The sequence below is a fragment of the Inquilinus ginsengisoli genome (assembly GCF_031453975.1).
GTDB classification, from domain to species: Bacteria; Pseudomonadota; Alphaproteobacteria; order DSM-16000; family Inquilinaceae; genus Inquilinus; species Inquilinus ginsengisoli_A.
In genome coordinates, this window is sequence record NZ_JAVDPW010000003.1 from 443350 (window position 1) to 459939 (window position 16590).

General features: G+C 70.2%; 17 protein-coding genes. 6 read left to right on the top strand and 11 right to left on the bottom strand.

Going from position 1 to position 16590, the window contains the following annotated elements; translation table 11 throughout:
- Nucleotides 1–255: 255 nt before the first annotated feature.
- Nucleotides 256–516 carry a 30S ribosomal protein S20 gene (gene rpsT / locus E9232_RS09800; protein WP_309793747.1) on the bottom strand — a complete coding sequence of 87 codons (261 nt, stop codon included), beginning with the start codon at nucleotides 514–516 and terminating at the stop codon, nucleotides 256–258.
- A 165-nt stretch (nucleotides 517–681) separates the two neighbouring features.
- On the opposite strand from rpsT, the gene E9232_RS09805 reads away from it, so the two are divergent.
- The 3 genes from E9232_RS09805 to E9232_RS09815 are packed head-to-tail and all read left to right on the top strand — an operon-like array spanning nucleotide 682 to nucleotide 3623.
- Nucleotides 682–1785, top strand: coding sequence for a PA0069 family radical SAM protein (locus E9232_RS09805; RefSeq protein WP_309793748.1), 1104 nt, complete (start codon nucleotides 682–684; stop codon nucleotides 1783–1785).
- 51 nt (nucleotides 1786–1836) lie between these two features.
- Nucleotides 1837–2457: a ribonuclease HII gene (gene rnhB, locus E9232_RS09810; RefSeq protein WP_309793749.1), complete on the top strand. Its 621-nt coding sequence runs from the start codon at nucleotides 1837–1839 to the stop codon at nucleotides 2455–2457.
- Between the two features lie 47 nt (nucleotides 2458–2504).
- On the top strand, nucleotides 2505–3623 hold the full coding sequence (locus E9232_RS09815; RefSeq protein WP_309793750.1) for a site-specific DNA-methyltransferase: 1119 nt from the start codon (nucleotides 2505–2507) through the stop codon (nucleotides 3621–3623).
- A gap of 94 nt (nucleotides 3624–3717) precedes the next feature.
- On the opposite strand, the gene E9232_RS09820 is transcribed toward E9232_RS09815, so the two are convergent.
- The gene (locus E9232_RS09820) at nucleotides 3718–4821 is read right to left on the bottom strand and encodes a DmpA family aminopeptidase (protein ID WP_309793751.1); all 1104 of its coding nucleotides are present in this window, start codon (nucleotides 4819–4821) and stop codon (nucleotides 3718–3720) included.
- Nucleotides 4822–4899: 78 nt separating this feature from the next.
- Complete coding sequence (locus E9232_RS09825; RefSeq protein WP_309793752.1) at nucleotides 4900–5229, bottom strand: MmcQ/YjbR family DNA-binding protein; 330 nt, start codon at nucleotides 5227–5229, stop codon at nucleotides 4900–4902.
- A 168-nt stretch (nucleotides 5230–5397) separates the two neighbouring features.
- Here E9232_RS09825 and E9232_RS09830 point away from each other — a divergent pair, with 168 nt between their 5' ends.
- Nucleotides 5398–6993: an ABC-F family ATP-binding cassette domain-containing protein gene (locus E9232_RS09830; RefSeq protein WP_309793753.1), complete on the top strand. Its 1596-nt coding sequence runs from the start codon at nucleotides 5398–5400 to the stop codon at nucleotides 6991–6993.
- Between the two features lie 56 nt (nucleotides 6994–7049).
- On the opposite strand, the gene cysK is transcribed toward E9232_RS09830, so the two are convergent.
- The 5 genes from cysK to E9232_RS09855 form a co-directional block, all read right to left on the bottom strand.
- Nucleotides 7050–8042: a cysteine synthase A gene (cysK, locus tag E9232_RS09835; RefSeq protein ID WP_309793754.1), complete on the bottom strand. Its 993-nt coding sequence runs from the start codon at nucleotides 8040–8042 to the stop codon at nucleotides 7050–7052.
- A 71-nt stretch (nucleotides 8043–8113) separates the two neighbouring features.
- Nucleotides 8114–8572 (bottom strand): RrF2 family transcriptional regulator, encoded by a 459-nt coding sequence (locus E9232_RS09840; RefSeq protein ID WP_309793755.1) that lies wholly within the window; start codon nucleotides 8570–8572, stop codon nucleotides 8114–8116.
- Between the two features lie 3 nt (nucleotides 8573–8575).
- Complete coding sequence (dut, locus tag E9232_RS09845; protein WP_309793756.1) at nucleotides 8576–9034, bottom strand: dUTP diphosphatase; 459 nt, start codon at nucleotides 9032–9034, stop codon at nucleotides 8576–8578.
- 9 nt (nucleotides 9035–9043) lie between these two features.
- Complete coding sequence (gene coaBC, locus E9232_RS09850; RefSeq protein WP_309793757.1) at nucleotides 9044–10273, bottom strand: bifunctional phosphopantothenoylcysteine decarboxylase/phosphopantothenate--cysteine ligase CoaBC; 1230 nt, start codon at nucleotides 10271–10273, stop codon at nucleotides 9044–9046.
- Nucleotides 10274–10717: 444 nt separating this feature from the next.
- Nucleotides 10718–11500: a class I SAM-dependent methyltransferase gene (locus tag E9232_RS09855; protein WP_309794090.1), complete on the bottom strand. Its 783-nt coding sequence runs from the start codon at nucleotides 11498–11500 to the stop codon at nucleotides 10718–10720.
- 46 nt (nucleotides 11501–11546) lie between these two features.
- On the opposite strand from E9232_RS09855, the gene mutM reads away from it, so the two are divergent.
- On the top strand, nucleotides 11547–12377 hold the full coding sequence (mutM, locus tag E9232_RS09860) for a bifunctional DNA-formamidopyrimidine glycosylase/DNA-(apurinic or apyrimidinic site) lyase (protein ID WP_309793758.1): 831 nt from the start codon (nucleotides 11547–11549) through the stop codon (nucleotides 12375–12377).
- Between the two features lie 63 nt (nucleotides 12378–12440).
- A complete protein-coding gene (locus E9232_RS09865; protein WP_309793759.1) occupies nucleotides 12441–13220 on the top strand; it encodes an enoyl-CoA hydratase in 780 nt (259 codons plus the stop codon).
- Nucleotides 13221–13283: 63 nt separating this feature from the next.
- On the opposite strand, the gene E9232_RS09870 is transcribed toward E9232_RS09865, so the two are convergent.
- The 3 genes from E9232_RS09870 to iolD form a co-directional block, all read right to left on the bottom strand.
- A complete protein-coding gene (locus E9232_RS09870) occupies nucleotides 13284–13694 on the bottom strand; it encodes a DoxX family protein (protein ID WP_309793760.1) in 411 nt (136 codons plus the stop codon).
- A gap of 101 nt (nucleotides 13695–13795) precedes the next feature.
- Nucleotides 13796–14692 carry a myo-inosose-2 dehydratase gene (iolE, locus tag E9232_RS09875; protein WP_309793761.1) on the bottom strand — a complete coding sequence of 299 codons (897 nt, stop codon included), beginning with the start codon at nucleotides 14690–14692 and terminating at the stop codon, nucleotides 13796–13798.
- Between the two features lie 31 nt (nucleotides 14693–14723).
- Complete coding sequence (gene iolD, locus E9232_RS09880; RefSeq protein WP_309793762.1) at nucleotides 14724–16577, bottom strand: 3D-(3,5/4)-trihydroxycyclohexane-1,2-dione acylhydrolase (decyclizing); 1854 nt, start codon at nucleotides 16575–16577, stop codon at nucleotides 14724–14726.
- Nucleotides 16578–16590 lie beyond the last annotated feature (13 nt).

Genomic DNA, 16590 nt, shown 5'->3' on the forward strand with positions numbered 1-16590 from the left:
GTGACGAAGGCTGGTAGCCGACAAGTTGTTTCCTGAAGCGGCCCTCAACCTGCAGATGGCAGGCGAAAGAGGATCATATGCAGGGCGGGCACGTGCTGGCAACGGAACAAATCCGGACCATCCCAAAACGCAAAAAACGGTCTGGAATAGTGCCCGGATCAGCCGGTTGCGGCATGCCGGAAGAAGCGCCTGCCAGACAAGACAAGGGCCGTTCCGCGGCAGCTGCCGCGAAACGGCCCGGTCATCGTCCGAGGCTCAGAGGGCCTTGATGCGGCTCGACAGGCGCGACAGCTTGCGCGCGACCGTGTTCTTCTGCAGCACGCCCTTGGTGATGCCGCGATGCATCTCCGGCTGCGCCGCCTTGAAGGCGTCGGCTGCGGCGGCCTTGTCGCCCGCCTCGATCGCCGTCTCGACCTTCTTGACGAAGGTGCGGATGCGGCTGACGCGGTTGCGGTTGACCAGCGTGCGACGCTCGGTCTGACGGATACGCTTTTCGGCGGACTTGTGGTTGGCCATTGTCGGTCCCGGTTCGGGCCAACGTGGGCCCCAAGAAAATCGAGGGCGCTTGATAGTCTTTTCGCGCCCGGGCGTCAAGACGGGTCTCGCACGCCGTGTCGGGGCGATATGTCGGCTTTTGCGCCGGGCTTGGCAAGGCTGGTAATTTGTTCTATCTTTGTTCTCATGCCGCTCAAGCCGCCCGAGATCGAAGAACTGGCCGACCGGCCGCGCAAGGGGCGCGGCGCCGTCAGCAACAAGTCCGGCCGCTACGAGGCCGAGACCCGGCACAAGGTCGATGACGGCTGGCTGTCCGAGGCGGGGGAGGAGGACGCGCCGCCGCTGCGCACCACGCTGCATGTCGACACGGCGCGCACCATCATCAGCCGCAACGACTCGCCGGACATCCTGTTCGACCGTTCGATCAATCCGTATCGCGGCTGCGAGCATGGCTGCATCTACTGCTTCGCCCGGCCGACCCATGCCTGGCTCGGCCTGTCGCCCGGCCTCGATTTCGAGACCCAGCTGTTCTACAAGCCGGACGCCCCGGCGCTGCTGGAGGCCGAGCTGCGGCGCCCCGGCTACAGCCCGGCGATGATGGCGATGGGCACCAACACCGACCCCTACCAGCCGGTCGAGCGCGAGCTGCAGCTGACGCGGCGGGTGATCGAGGTGCTGTCGCGCTTCAACCATCCGCTCGGCATCGTCACCAAATCGGCGCTGATCACCCGCGACATCGACCTGCTGGCGCCGATGGCGGCCAAAGGGCTGGCAGGCGCCTGCATCTCGCTGTCGATGCTCGACCGCGACCTCGCGCGGTCGCTGGAGCCGCGGGCGGCGACTCCGCCGAAGCGGCTGGAGACGATCCGCCGCCTGGCCGATGCCGGCATCCCGGTCTCGGTGCTGACCTCGCCGATGATCCCCGGCCTCAACGACCACATGCTGGAGCAGGTGCTGGAGGCGGCGGCCGCGGCCGGGGCGACGGCGGCGGGCTGGACCATGCTGCGGCTGCCGCTGGAGATCGCCGGCCTGTTCCAGGAATGGCTGGAGGCGCATGCGCCGGACCGGGCGAAGCGGGTGATGTCGCTGGTGCGGCAGACCCGCGGCGGCAAGCTGTACAAATCCGGCTTCGGCGAGCGCATGCGCGGCGAGGGCCCGGTGGCAGAGATGATCCGCGCCCGCTTCAACCACGCGGTGCGCCGGCTCGGCCTCAACCGCAGCCGCTGGGCGCTCGACATCGGCCAGTTCGCGGTGCCGCCGCGGCCGGGCGACCAGATGTCCCTGTTCTGACCCCTTGGCGTCCCGTGCGATCGGCGCTATGCCGGGGGCAGGAGGGTCGGCATGCCGGATTGGAGCCTGGAGATCGCGTGCGGCGCGCCGAAGCGCAGCGTCGCGGGGCTGGACGAGGTCGGCCGCGGCCCCCTGGCCGGCCCGGTGCTCGCCGCGGCCGTGGTGCTGGTCCGCCCGCTCGACCCCGAGCTCGCCGCCCTGATCGACGACAGCAAAGTGCTGACCGCGCGCCGGCGCGAAGAGCTGGTGCCGCGCATCCGGGCGGTGGCGCAGGTCGGTCTCGGCTGGGCCTCGGTCGAGGAGATCGACCGAATCAACATCCTCCAGGCCAGCATGCTGGCGATGCGACGGGCGCTCGACGCCCTGCCGGAGCGTCCCGGCATGGCCCTGATCGACGGAAACAAGGTGCCCGACGGTTTGCCCTGCGACGGGCGGGCGGTGGTCGGCGGCGACGCGATTTCGCTGTCGATCGCGGCGGCGTCGATCATCGCAAAAGTTGTGCGTGACCACGAGATGTTGCGTCTCTCCACCCTCCATCCCGGCTATGGGTGGGAACGCAACGCCGGCTACGGCACGCCGGAGCATATCGCCGGACTCGACCGGATCGGGGTCTGCGACCACCACCGGCGGTCGTTTGCGCCGGTGTTTCAGCGACTCAGCGTAACCGTCTGATTCGAAGAGGGATTGACGCCGACTCCGCGGCGAATCATCGTCGCGTCATGAGCGAATCACTCCAGACCATCAGCCGGCTGCCGCCGGGTTGCCGAATCGTCCAGGACGATTGCGTCTCGGCCATGCGGGCGCTACCCGCCGGCTCGGTCGATTGCGTGTTCGCGGACCCGCCCTACAATTTGCAGTTGGGGGGCGAGCTGCGCCGGCCGGACGAAAGCCGGGTCGACGGCGTCGACGCGGAATGGGACAAGTTCGCCGACCTCGCCACCTATGACCGCTTCACCCGCGATTGGCTGTCGGCGGCGCGCCACGCGCTGAAGGACGACGGCACGCTGTGGGTGATCGGCACCTACCACAACATCTTCCGGGTCGGCGCCATCCTGCAGGATCTCGGCTTCTGGATCCTGAACGACATCGTCTGGCGCAAGTCGAACCCGATGCCGAACTTCCGCGGCACCCGCTTCACCAATGCGCATGAGACCCTGATCTGGGCCGCGAAGTCGCCGGACAGCCGCTACACCTTCAACTACGACGCCATGAAGGGGCTGAACGAGGAGCTGCAGATGCGCAGCGACTGGACGCTGCCGATCTGCAGCGGCGGCGAGCGGCTGAAGATCGACGGGCGCAAGGCGCATCCGACCCAGAAGCCCGAGGCGCTGCTGTGGCGCGTGATCCTGTCGTCGACCCGGGCGGGGGAGACCATCCTCGACCCGTTCTTCGGCAGCGGCACCACCGGCGCCGTGGCCAAGCGGCTGGGCCGCAAGTTCATCGGGGTCGAGCGCGAGGACGCCTATGCCCGCGTCGCCACCCAGCGCATCGCCGCGATCGAGGCGCCGGCCGACCCGTCGCTGCTGGACACCCTGTCCAAGCGCCAGGCGCCGCGGGTGCCGTTCGGCTGGGTGGTCGAACGCGGCATGCTGCGCCCGGGCGACCGGCTGTTCGACACCGACCGGCGCTATGTCGCCAAGGTGCGGGCCGACGGCACGCTGATCGCCAGCAACAACCAGGGCGACCATGCCGGCTCGATCCACCGGGTCGGCGCCGCGCTGCAGGGCGCGCCGTCCTGCAATGGCTGGACCTTCTGGCACTATGAGGCCCAGCGCAACCGGCTGGCCCCGATCGACCTGCTGCGCCAGAAGATCCGCGCCGAGATGGCGGTTCACTGAACCGTAGGTTGGGTTCGCGGCGCGAACCCAACATCTTGCGGCCCTATCCTGCGTTGGGTTCGCAAGGGCGAACCCAACCTACGCCAACCTCAGCTCAGTCCGCCAACCGGTTATATTTCCTCAAGGTTTCCCGCAGCCGTTGATGCGGGATCGCATGCATGGTGTTGCCATCGCGGCCGGTCATGGTTTCGGCGGCGACCAGGGCGTTGACGATCGCCTCCTCGGTCGCCTGGGCCGTGGCCTCGATCAGCCCGTCCATGGCGTCGTTCGGCAGCACCGCGACCGACCGGGTGTCCGTGCGGCTGAAGGCACCGGGATTGGCGGTGGAGAAGGCCAGGAAGATGTCGCCGCTGCCATTGGCGCCATAGCCGCCGGTGCGGGCGATGCCGACCGGCGCCCGCCGGGCCAGGCGCTTCAGCTGGTGCGGCAGCAGCGGCGCGTCGGTGGCGATCACGACGATGATCGACCCGGTGTCGCGGTCCTGGGCCTGGTCGGGCAGCAGGTCCGGGATCTCGCGCCCGACCGGGACGCCGGCGACCAGCAGGTTCTTGCGGCGGCCGAAATTGCCCTGCACCAGCACGCCGACCATGTGGCCGCCCTCTTCGGGTGAGAGCTGACGCGAGGCTGTGCCGGTCCCGCCCTTGAATCCGAACAGCGACATGCCGGTGCCGCCGCCGACATTGCCCTCCGCCACCGGGCCCGGCCGGGCGCCGTCGAGCGCCTCGACCGCATGCTCCGCCGTGACGTGGAAGCCGTTGATGTCGTTCAGGGTCCCGTCATAGGTCTCGGCCACCACCGGCAGGCACCAGTAGATATCCTGGGCCAGCGGGGCCACCAGCCCGTTGCGGCCCTGCCAGCCGACCACCGCGTCGCGCACGGTGCCGACGCTGTGGCTGTTGGTGATCATCAGCGGCCCTTCGAGGAAGCCGGATTCCTCGATCCAGATCGTCCCGGTCATCTCGCCGTTGCCGTTCAGCACGGCGGTGCCGGTGAAGACCGGGTCGAACACCCGTCCGCGCGGCAGGATGGCGGTGACGCCGGTGCGCGCCGGGCCGCGCCCGATCTCCAGCCGGCCGTCGCCGGTGACGATGGTGGCGGTGCCGACCTCGAGTCCGGGGATGTCGGTGATGGCGTTCAGCGGGCCGGGCGTGCCCTCGAACGGAATGCCCAGGTCCCGGGCTCTCGGCTTGCGCGTCATGGTCGTCCCGCTGTCGCTGGTCGGTCCCCTGGGCTAGCGCGCCCAGGACAGGCTGTCCATGCCCGGCTGTCCATGGCGTCAGCGCGGCGGCCGGGTCAGGCGCTTCGGCGCCACCTCGCGCCAGGCTTCGGCCACCAGCGCCTCCAGCTGCCCGGCATCGACCGCGGGCAGGTCGACGAAGGTCCAGACCAGACGGCCCCAGCGCGCCGGCGAGAAGGCCTCGGGCCGGACCTCGAACAGCATCTCCTGGCGGTCGTGTGGCAGCTTCAGCACCGCCCGCCGCTCCGCCGGCCGCAGCACCGCGAAGATCTTGCCGCCGACCCGGAAGGACGGGCGGTCCCAATGGTCCTGCTCGGTCACCTCGGGCAGGGCCAGCGCGGCCCGCCGCACGGTCTCTTCATCCGCCATCGCAACCACCCCTCATGTCGCGCGGCAAGGATGGGCGGCCGCGCCCTGGTTTGCTTGGATGTTTTTTACCGCTATGCTGTCGGCCGCACCGAGAAGGAGAGGCCCCGATGGAACGCAAGACGGAATGGCACGTCCCCCGCCCCGTCCTGCTGCATCCGTCGAGCCGTCATGCCCCTTCTCGCCGCCGAATCCCTCTCCCACCACACGCCTGACCACCGCCCGCTCTTCGAGGACCTGACGCTCGCCTTCGGGGCCGAGCGCAGCGGCCTCGTCGGCCGCAACGGTGCGGGCAAGTCCACCCTGCTGCGCCTCCTGCTCGGCGAGATCGCGCCGCAGGGCGGCCGCATCCGCCGCCAGGGGGGCGTCGGCCACCTCCCGCAAAGCGTACGGGTGGCGCCTGATATGACCGCCGCCGATGCGCTCGGCATCGCGCCGGCGCTGGCCCGGCTCGACCGGCTGCTGGCGGGGCAGGGGACCGAGGACGACCTCGCTGCCGCCGACTGGACGGTGGAGGAGCGGGCGGCGCTGGCGCTGCCCCGGCTCGGCCTGCCCGCGGGTCTCGACCTGCGCCGGCCGCTTGGAACCTTGAGCGGCGGCGAGGCGACGCGGCTGGCCCTGGCCGGGCTGCTGGTCGACCCGCCCGAGATGCTGGTGCTGGACGAGCCGACCAACAACCTCGACGCCGCCGGCCGCGACGCGATCTGCGCGTTGCTCGACAGCTGGCGCGGTGGCGCGATCGTGGTCAGCCACGACCGCGAGGTGCTGCGCCGGATGGACCGGATCGTCGAGCTGTCCGGCCTCGGCGTCCGGGTCTATGGCGGCAACTGGGATGCCTACCGGGCGCAGCGCGAGGCCGAGGCCGAGGCGGCGCGGCAGGGCCTCGCCCATGCCGAGCAGGAGACCGCGCGGCTGGCGCGCGAGGCGCAGGCGGGGCTGGAGCGCAAGGCGCGCAGCGATTCCCGCGGCCGCAAATCCCGCGCCGATGCCGGCCAGCCCAAGATCATGCTGGATTTCGCTAAGGAGAAGGCGGGGCAGAGCCAGGGGCGCGTGAGCGGCATGCGGGAGCGCCGCCAGGAGATGGCGGAGGCGGCGCTGGCCGAGGCCCGGGCGGCGGTGGAGCGGGTGGCGTCGCTCAGCGTCGCGGTGGCGCCGACCGGACTGGCCTCCGGGACCATGGTGCTGGCGTTCGAGCATGTCCGCTGGACCCCGTCGGGCGTGGAGCGGCCGGTGCTGGACAACCTCAGCTTCACCCTGACCGGGCCGGAGCGGGTGGCGGTGACCGGGCCGAACGGCGCCGGCAAGTCGACGCTGCTGCGCCTCGCGGCCGGCGAGCTGGCGCCCGATGCCGGCCGTGTCCGGCGCTTCGACGGCGGCATCGCCATGCTGGACCAGCGCGCCGGCGGGCTGCGGCCCGACCGCACCATCCTGGAGAACTTCCGGGCGCTGCATCCGGCCGCGACCGACAATGCCTGCCGGACGGTGCTGGCGCGGTTCCTGTTCCGGGCGGATGCGGCGCTGCGCCCGGTGGCGGGGTTGAGCGGCGGCGAGACGTTGCGGGCGGCGCTGGCCTGCGTGCTGGGTGGGCCGACCCCGCCGCGGCTGCTGATCCTGGACGAGCCGACCAACCATCTCGACCTCGACTCGATCGCGGCGATCGAGCAGGCGGTGGCCGGCTATGATGGGGCGCTGCTGGTCGCCAGCCACGACCCGGACTTCCTCGACGCCATCGGCATCGGCCGACGCCTGGCGCTGCCGGGCCGCTGAAACGAAAAAGCGGGCCCGAAGGCCCGCTTCCCCGCACGCACCATGGAAGCTGGAGGCTAGTCCAGGCCTTCGAACAGCGCGGTCGAGAGGTAACGCTCGGCGATCGAGGGGATGATCACGACGATCTGCTTGCCCTCGTTCTCCGGGCGCTGGCCCACTTCGAGCGCCGCGGCGAGCGCGGCGCCGGAGGAGATGCCGGCCGGCAGGCCTTCCAACTTGGCGACCTGGCGGGCGGTCTGGAAAGCGCGCTCGTTCGAGATGCGCACCACCTCGTCGATGATCTTGGTGTTCAGCACGCCGGGCACGAAGCCGGCGCCGATGCCCTGGATCTTGTGCGGCCCGGGGTTGCCGCCGGACAGCACCGGGCTGTCCTCCGGCTCCACCGCGATCGCCTTGAAGCTGGGCTTGCGCTGCTTCAGCACCTCGGCCACGCCGGTGATGGTGCCGCCGGTGCCGACGCCGGAGATCAGGATGTCGACGCCGCCCTGCGTGTCGTTCCAGATCTCCTCGGCCGTGGTCTTGCGGTGGATCGCCGGATTGGCCGCGTTCTCGAACTGCTGCGGGATGATCGCGTTGGGGATGGTCTGGACCAGCTCCTCCGCCTTCGCGATCGCGCCCTTCATGCCCTTGGGGCCTTCGGTCAGGTGCAGCTCGGCACCGAGGAACTTCAGCATCTTGCGGCGCTCGACCGACATGGTCTCGGGCATGGTCAGGATCAGGCGGTAGCCCTTGGCCGCGGCGACGAAGGCCAGCGCGATGCCGGTGTTGCCCGAGGTCGGCTCGATCAGGGTGCTGACGCCCGGCTTGATCTTGCCCGATGCCTCCAGCGCCTCGATCATGGCCAAGCCGATGCGGTCCTTCACGCTCGACAGCGGGTTGAAGAACTCCAGCTTGGCCAGGATGTCGGCCTTGGCGCCATGCGCCTCGGCCAGCTTCTTCACGCGGACCAGCGGGGTCGCGCCGATGGTGTCGAGGATCGAGTCGTAGATCTTGCCCCGGAACTCGGCCTGGGCAGGCAGATCGATCTTGCCGACGGTGGAGGACGACATAACTACTCTCCCAGGGCGTTAAATAGATTTGACCACATTTATACGCGGCGAGGTTGGGTAAGGCCAGCCGTTCAGATCGAGAAGTCGACCGGTGCGGCGCGTTCACGCGGGATGCCCTGGTCGCGGGCCTGGTTGCACAGGTCCTCGATGCTCAGCCCGTCGAGCCGGCGCACCGCCTCCTCCTGCAGCTCCAGCCACAGCGGACGGACGATCTCCTGGCCCAGGCGCGACCCCGGGGGCAGCGCGTCCTCCTCATCCGCCGCGGTCTCCAGCGACCGGATGGCGCGCACGATCTCGCCCACGGTGATGCGCCGGCGCTCGCGCGCCAGGCGGTAGCCGCCGCGCGGCCCGCGCACCCCGGTCAGGATGTCGACCCGCACCAGCTGCTGCAGCACCTGCTCCAGATAGCGCCGCGGGATGCCCTGGCGCTTGGTGATCTCGGCGCTCTGCACCGGCGTGTCGACCGCGTTGTAGGCGATGTCGAGCACCGCCTCGATGGCGAACAGCATCTTCTTCGGCAGTCGGAACATGCTTCAGGCTCCCGTTCCGGTGGATCCATAGCCGCCCGCGCCGCGGGCGGTGGTGTCTAGGGTCGGTCGTTCGTCCCAGGCCACGGTCGCGTGGCGGGCGACGATCATCTGGGCGATGCGCATGCCGCGGGTGATGGCGACCGGTTCGTCGCCATGGTTGATCAGCACCACGCCGATCTCGCCGCGATAGTCGGAATCGATGGTGCCCGGCGCGTTGGCGATGGTGATGCCGTGCTTCAGGGCAAGGCCGGAGCGCGGGCGCACCTGCGCCTCGGTGCCGGCGGGCAGGGCGATGGCGATGCCGGTGGGGATCAGCACCCGCCGGCCCGGCGCCAGCGTCACCGGCTCGGCCACCGCGGCAAGCAGGTCCAGCCCGGCCGAGCCCGGCGTGGCATAGGCGGGCAAGGGCAGGTCGGCGCCATGCGGCAGGCGGGTGATGGCGACGGGGATCGCTTCGGTCATCGGCCGGGGTCAGTCCTTGTTGAAATGGGCGGCGATGGCGCCGGCGAGGCGGGTGCCGATGTCGGGCTTGCTCAGCCGCGGCCAGGTGCTGGCGGCCTCGGCGGTGATCAAGTGCAGGATGTTGCTGTCGCCGCCGAAGGCCTGGGTGCCCGGCGACACGTCGTTGGCCAGAATCCAGTCGCAGCCCTTGCGGGCGCGCTTGGCCTGGGCGTGCGCCACCACATCCTCGGTCTCGGCGGCGAAGCCGACCACCAGCGCCGGGCGGTTGGGCCCCACCGCGCTCAGCGTCGCCAGGATGTCGGGATTCTCGGCCAGCGCCAGGGCCGGCGGGCCGCCGGCGCCCTTCTTGATCTTCTGCCCCGAAGGCGTGGCCACACGCCAGTCGGCCACCGCGGCGGCGCAGACCGCGACATCGGCCGGCAGCGCGGCCTGGCAGGCGGCCATCATCTCGGCCGCGGTCTCGATCGGCACCAATGTGACGCCGGCGGGGGCGGGCTCATGGGTCGGGCCGGACACCAGCGTCACCCGGGCCCCAGCCTGCAGCAGGGCGGCGGCGATGGCATGGCCCTGCTTGCCCGAGGACCGGTTGGCGATGTAGCGCACCGGGTCGATCGGCTCATGGGTCGGGCCGCTGGTCACCAGGGCGTGGCGGCCTTTCAGCGGGCCTTGGGTGCCGAAGCGGCCGATCCCGTCGAAATAGGCCTCGACCGCGGCGACGATCTCCAGCGGCTCGGCCATGCGGCCGAAGCCGTATTCGCCGCAGGCCATGTCGCCCTGGTTCGGGCCGACGGTCAGCACGCCGCGGCGCCGCAGCAGGGCCAGATTGTCCCGCGTCGCCGGGTGGTCCCACATCCGCACATTCATCGCCGGGGCCACCAGCACCGGCTTGTCGGTGGCCAGGATGGCGGTGGTGGCCAGGTCGTCGGCCAGCCCGCCCGCCATCCGCGCCAGGATGTTGGCGGTGGCCGGTGCCACCACCAGCAGGTCGGCGTCGCGCGACAGCTGGATGTGGCCCATCTCCGATTCGTCGGTCAGCGAGAACAGCGCGCCATAGACCTTGTCCTCGGTCAGGGCGGCGACGGCCAGCGGGGTGACGAACTCGGTCGCCGCCTGGGTCAGGATGCAGCGCACCCGGGCGCCGCGTTCCCGCAGGCGTCGGATCAGGTCCAGCGACTTGTAGGCGGCGATGCCGCCGGCCACGATCAGCAGGATGCGTCGGTCGCGAAGCGTCAGCGTCACGGCAGGTCCCCGGGGACAGCGCAGGGCGAATTACATCGCATGAATGTTCTTTAGGGCGGCCGAACGGTTTCGGCAAGCCCCGCGATCGTCGATTGCGACGATATGCGCGGATGGGGCCGTGAAATGGGGTCTTAGGCGGGATCTACGGACTCGTCGTCATCGCGAGGAGCGAAGCGACGTGGCGATCCAGGGGGCGGTGCCGCTGGATTGCCACGCCCCTCCGGGACTCGCAATGACGGCTAAAGTGTTTCGCCGAGTCTGCGCGATCAGATCTCGCTGTACTCGTCGGCAGGCGTCCCGAAGCGGCGCTCGTGTTCGTTCCAGAACGCCACGATTGCATCGGCCTTCGCCTGAATCTGCCGGCGCTCCGCTTCCTGGGGGGCTATCGCTCGAAGCCTCTTCCTTTTCGCGGTCGGGCATTCTGATCTCCGTCGTCCGCTGCCCTCAGATCCGCCAGCCGGTGTGGATCGCGGCGATGCCGGCCGACAGGTTGGTCCAGCGCACCCGCTCCAGCCCCGCCGCCTCGATCCGCTCGGCCAGGCTGGGCTGGTCGGGGAAGCGGCGGATGCTCTCGACCAGGTAGCGGTAGCTGTCCTCGTCCTTGGCCACCACCTTGCCCATGCGCGGGATCACGGTGCGGGAATAGAGGTCGTAGGCGCGGTCGAAGCCTGGCAGCACCACCTTGCTGAACTCCAGGCAGAAGAACCGGCCGCCCGGCTTCAGCACCCGCCGCGCCTCGCGCAGCGCGTCGTCGATCCGGGTCACGTTCCTGAGGCCGAAGGAGATGGTGTAGACGTCGACCGACCGGTCGGCGACCGGCAGCGATTCGGCGTTGCCGACCATGTGCAGGATCGGGCCGATCCGGCCGCGATCGATCGCCCGGTCACGGCCGACCGCGACCATGCCCTCGGTCAGGTCGCAGATGATGGCGCGGGCGCCCCGGCCTGTGCTGTCTACCCCGGCGCGGTCGAGGAAGCGGAAGGCGATGTCGCCGGTGCCGCCGGCCACGTCCAGCAGCGTCTCGCCGGGATGCGGCCGGATCGCGGCGATCAGCTGGGCCTTCCACAGCCGGTGGACGCCGCCGCTCATCAGGTCGTTCATCAGGTCGTAGCGGCGGGCGACGCTGCTGAACACGCCCTGGACGCGCTCGGTCTTTTCCGTCGGGTCGACTTCGGTGTCGCCGAACCAGCGGGACTCAGGATTGCGGTGGGAAGGGGCGTCGCTCATGGCCGGACCATAGCGTCCGGCGGCGGCTCGTGCCAGTGTGCCGGCCATGCCCGAGCTTCCCGAAGTCGAGACCGTTCGCCGCGGCCTGGTGCCCGTCCTGGAAGGCCAGCGCCTGACCCGCGTCGAACAGCGCCGCCCCGACCTGCGTTCCCCCCTGCCCGAACGCATGGTCGAACGGCTGACCGGCCGCCGCGTGGTGCGGCTGGACCGCCGCGCCAAATACCTGCTGGTTCATCTCGACGACGGCATGGTGCTGCTGATCCATCTCGGCATGTCCGGCCGGATGATGGTCAGCCAGGGCCGGCCGGCGGTCGACAGCCCGCACGACCATGTGGTGTTCGAGACCGAATCGGGATCGGTGGTCACCTTCAACGACACCCGCCGCTTCGGCATGATGGACCTGGTCAGCCAGAACGCGCTGCACACCCACAAATCGCTGGAGCTGCTGGGTCCGGAGCCGCTGTCGGACGAGTTCGACGCCGCCTATCTCGACCGGGTGCTGGCGCGCAAGATCACCCCGATCAAGGCGGCGCTGCTGGACCAGCGGGTGGTCGCCGGCCTCGGCAACATCTATGTCTGCGAGGCGCTGTGGGCGGCGCATATCTCGCCGAGCCGGCTGGCGGCCTCGGTCGCCGGGGTCCGCGCCGCGCGGCTGGTGCCGGAGATCAAGGCGGTGCTGGAGCGGGCGATCACGGCCGGCGGGTCGTCCTTGCGCGACTACGTCCAGGTCGATGGCGAGCTCGGCTATTTCCAGCATTCCTGGTCGGTCTATGGCCGCGAGGGCGAACCGTGCCGCACGCCGAAGTGCCGCGGCACGGTGCAGCGCGTGGTCCAGGCCGGCCGCAGCACCTTCTTCTGCCCGGTGTGCCAGCGTTGAGCCTGCAAACGCTGACCGGGCGTTCGGTCAATCAATCGACGAGTCGATGCGAAGGAGTGTTCCATGACCGCGAGCTACGAGACCATCCTGGTCGAGACCCGGGGCCGGGTCGGCCTGATCACGCTGAACCGGCCGCAGGCGCTGAACGCGCTGAACGACGCGATCTTCCGGGACCTCGCCCAGGCGCTCGACGCCTTCGCGGCGGATGACGGCATCGGTGCGGTGGTCCTGACCGGCTCGGCCAAGGCCTTCGCCGCCGGCGCCGACATCAAGGAGATGGCGTCGAAGGACTTCATCGCCGCCTACACCGGCAACCTGATCGAGAACTGGACCTGCATCAGCCGGTTCCGCAAGCCGATCGTCGCGGCGGTGGCCGGCTACGCCCTGGGCGGCGGCTGCGAGATCGCGATGATGTGCGACTTCATCATCGCCGCCGACACCGCCAAGTTCGGCCAGCCGGAGATCAAGCTGGGCACCATCCCGGGCTCCGGCGGCACCCAGCGCCTGACCAAGCTGATCGGCCGGTCCAAGGCGATGGACATGGTGCTGACCGGCCGGATGATGGATGCGGCGGAGGCGGAACGGTCCGGCCTGGTCTCGCGGGTGGTGCCGGCGGACCAGTTGCTGGACGAGACGCTGAAGGCGGCGGAGACCATCGCCGGCTATTCCCTGCCGATCACGATGCTGGCGAAGGAGGCGGTGCACCGCGCCGACGAGACCAGCCTGGCCGAGGGCGTGCTGTTCGAGCGCCGGCTGTTCCACGCCACCTTCGGAACCGAGGACCGCCGCGAGGGCATGGCCGCCTTCACCGAGAAGCGCCCGCCCGCGTTCAAGCACCGCTGACCCGAAACGAAAACGGCGGGCCCGAGGCCCGCCGTTTCGAAAGCATGTCCGGTGCCGTGACCGTCAGCGGCGGCCGCCCGGCCCGATCGCCCAGGCACCGGGGCCGAAGCCGGTGATCATCAGCAGGCCGCCGGCGATCGCCAGGTTCTTCATGGCCATCAGCTGGTTCGCCATCGCCTCGGCATCCGCCATGGTCCAGAAGTGGTGGACCAGCAGGATGGTCAGCAGGGTGAAGCCGGCCATGATGAAGGCGGCGGTGCGGGAGAACAGGCCCAGGATCAGCAGGATGCCGCCGCCCAGCTCGACCAGGATGGTCAGGGCGGTGAACAGCTGCGGCACCGGCAGGCTGCTGGCCGAGGCGACGTATTGGACGGAGCCGTTGAAGTCCGTCAGCTTGAAGTAACCGGAGACCACGAACAGGACGGCGAGGAAGATGCGGGCGAAAAACGCGAAGAAGGAGCTTTGAGCCGACATTTTCACCATCCGAGGCGAGTGATTCGAGGCCGCCAATATGCCATCAACCACTTCGCCTCGTTGGGGAAATCTTCATAGCCGGCTCTTCCACCGGGCCGGCTTCAGCCCTTGACGTCGAAGCCGGCGCCGGTGGCGAACTTCCACAGGTTGCGGCGGCCCAGCCGGGCATAGGCCAGCGGGTTGGCCTTGGCCGGGTCCTGCTCGGCCTCCACCACCATCCAGCCGGCATAGCTCTTGGGCAGGGCGTCGAACACCCTGGCGAAATCGACCATGCCGTCGCCCGGCACGGTGAACAGCCCGCCAACGACGCCGTCGAGGAAGCTCCAATCCTCGTCGCGCACCTTCTGCAGCACGTCGCGGCGGACGTCCTTGGCGTGGACATGGTTGATCCGGCTGGCATAGCGGCTGGCCAGCGCCGCCGGGTCGCCGCCGGCCACGGTCATGTGCCCGGCATCCAGCAGCAGCCCGACCGACAGGCCGGTGTGGTGCATCAGCAGGTCGACCTCGGCCTCGCTCTGCACCAGCGTGCCCATGTGGTGGTGGTAGGCCAGGCGCACGCCGCGTTTCGCCATGTGGTCACCGACCGCGGTCAGCTTGCGGCCGAATTCCGGCCAGTCCTCGTCCGGCAGGGTCGGGCGAGCCGACAGCGGCGTGCCCTGGTTGCCATGCACTGCGCCGGAGGTATCGCAGAACACCATGACCTTGCAGCCCATCGCGGCCAGCAAAGCGAGATGCGGCTCCATCGCCGCGATTTCCTGATCGATCGTTCGGTCAATCAGGTTGGCGCTGTACCAACCGGAGATCAGCTGCAGGTCGTGCGCCGCCAGGATCGGGCGCAGCGTATCGGCCTGGCGCGGGAACTTGTTGCCCAGCTCGATGCCGGTGAAGCCGGCCTCGCGGGTTTCCGCCAGGCAGGTCTCGAGCGGCGTCTCGCCGCCCAGCTCCGGCAGGTCGTCGTTGCTCCAGGCGATCGGGTTGGTGCCGAGGAAGACAGTCATCGCGGCGGTCTCGTTGCGTGGTTGGTTTCGGTCAGGCGGAGCGCCCGGTGACGGGATGTCCGGCCAGCTGGGCCTCGTAGCCGGCGCGGGCCTGGCGGACCGGCTCGCGGTCCGAGACCTCGGGCACGGCCACGTCCCACCAGGCGCCGCCGGCCTCGGTCGTCACCACCGGGTCGGTGTCGATGACGATGACGTTGGTCTGGTCGGTCGCCTTGGCGCGCAGCAGCGCCCCTTCCAGCTCGGCGATGCCCGACACCTTCTCCGACACCGCCCCCATGCTGGCGGCATGCAGGGCGAAGTCGATCGGCTGGGCGCCGGCGACGTCGCGGAACAGGTTGTTGAAGGAGGCGCCGCCGGTGGCGTTCTGCAGCCGGTTGATGCAGCCGAAGCCGCGGTTGTCGAGCACGACGATGTTGAGCTTCACGCCCAGCTGGACAGCGGTCGCGATCTCGGAGTTCATCATCATGTAGCTGCCGTCGCCGACCAGGACATAGACCTCGCGGTCCGGCCGGGCCAGCTTGACCCCGAGACCGCCGGCGATCTCGTAGCCCATGCAGGAATAGCCATATTCCAGGTGATAGCCGCCCGGCGCGTCGGTGCGCCACAGCTTGTGCAGCTCGCCCGGCAGGCCGCCGGAGGCGCAGACCACGATGGCGCCGCGACCGGCCGCGCGGTTGACGGCGCCCAGCACCTGGGCGTCGGAGGGCAGGGGGGCGTTGCTGGCCGCGGTGGCGCGGTCGACCGACGCGGTCCATTCCGCGACCAGGCCCTTGACCCGGTCGGCCTGGCGCTTCGGCGCCGTCCAGGAGCCCAAGGCCCCGGACAGCGCGTCGAGGCCACGCCTCGCATCGGCGACCAGCGGCAGGGCGCCGTGCTTGTCGGCGTCGAAGGTCGCGGCGTTCAGCTGGATCAGGGTGCGGCCCGGCTGCCGGAACAGGGCGCGGGAGCCGGTGGTGAAATCCTGCAGCCTGGTGCCGACCGCCAGCACGACATCGGCATCGGCGGCCAGGGCGTTGGCGGCGCTGCTGCCGGTGACGCCGATCGACCCGGCATTGTTGGGATGGGCCCAGGCCAGGCTGCCCTTGCCGGCCTGGGTCTCGGCCACCGGTAGGCCATGGCGCTCGGCGAAGCCGGCCAGGGTCCTGGCCGCGCCGGAATACAGCACGCCGCCGCCGGCGATCACCAGCGGCCGCTCGGCCTTCGTCAGCGCCGCCACGGCGCGGGCCAGCTCGCCCTCATCGGCGCCGGCGCGGCGGATGCGGTGCACCCGCTCCTCGAAGAACCAGGCGGGGTAGTCGAAGGCCTCGGCCTGCACGTCCTGGCACAGCGCCAGGGTCACCGGCCCGCAATCGACCGGGTCGGTCAGGACTGACAGGGCGCGGGGCAGGGCGGTCAGGATCTGCTCCGGCCGGGTGATCCGGTCGAAATAGCGCGACACCGGGCGGAAGCAGTCATTGGCGCTGACCGTGCCGTCGCCGAAGCTCTCGACCTGCTGCAGCACCGGGTCCGGCCGGCGGCTGGCATAGACGTCGCCGGGCAGCAGCAGCACCGGCAGCCGGTCGACATGGGCCAGGGCGGCGGCGGTGACTAGGTTGGTGGCGCCCGGCCCGATCGAGGTGGTGACCGCCATCATGCGGCGGCGGAACTTCGCCTTGGCGAAGGCGATCGCGGCCAGCGCCATCGCCTGCTCATTGTGGGCCCGCAGCGTCGGCAATTCCTCGCGATGCGCGTACAGCGCCTCGCCCATGCCGGCGACATTGCCATGGCCGAAGATCGCCCAGCAGCTGGCGAACAGGCGCTCGCGGGTGCCGTCCTCGTCCTCGATCCACTGCGCGGCGAGGTGGCGCACCAGGGCCTGCGCCATGGTCAAACGCACGGTTCCCATCCCTATCGCTCCT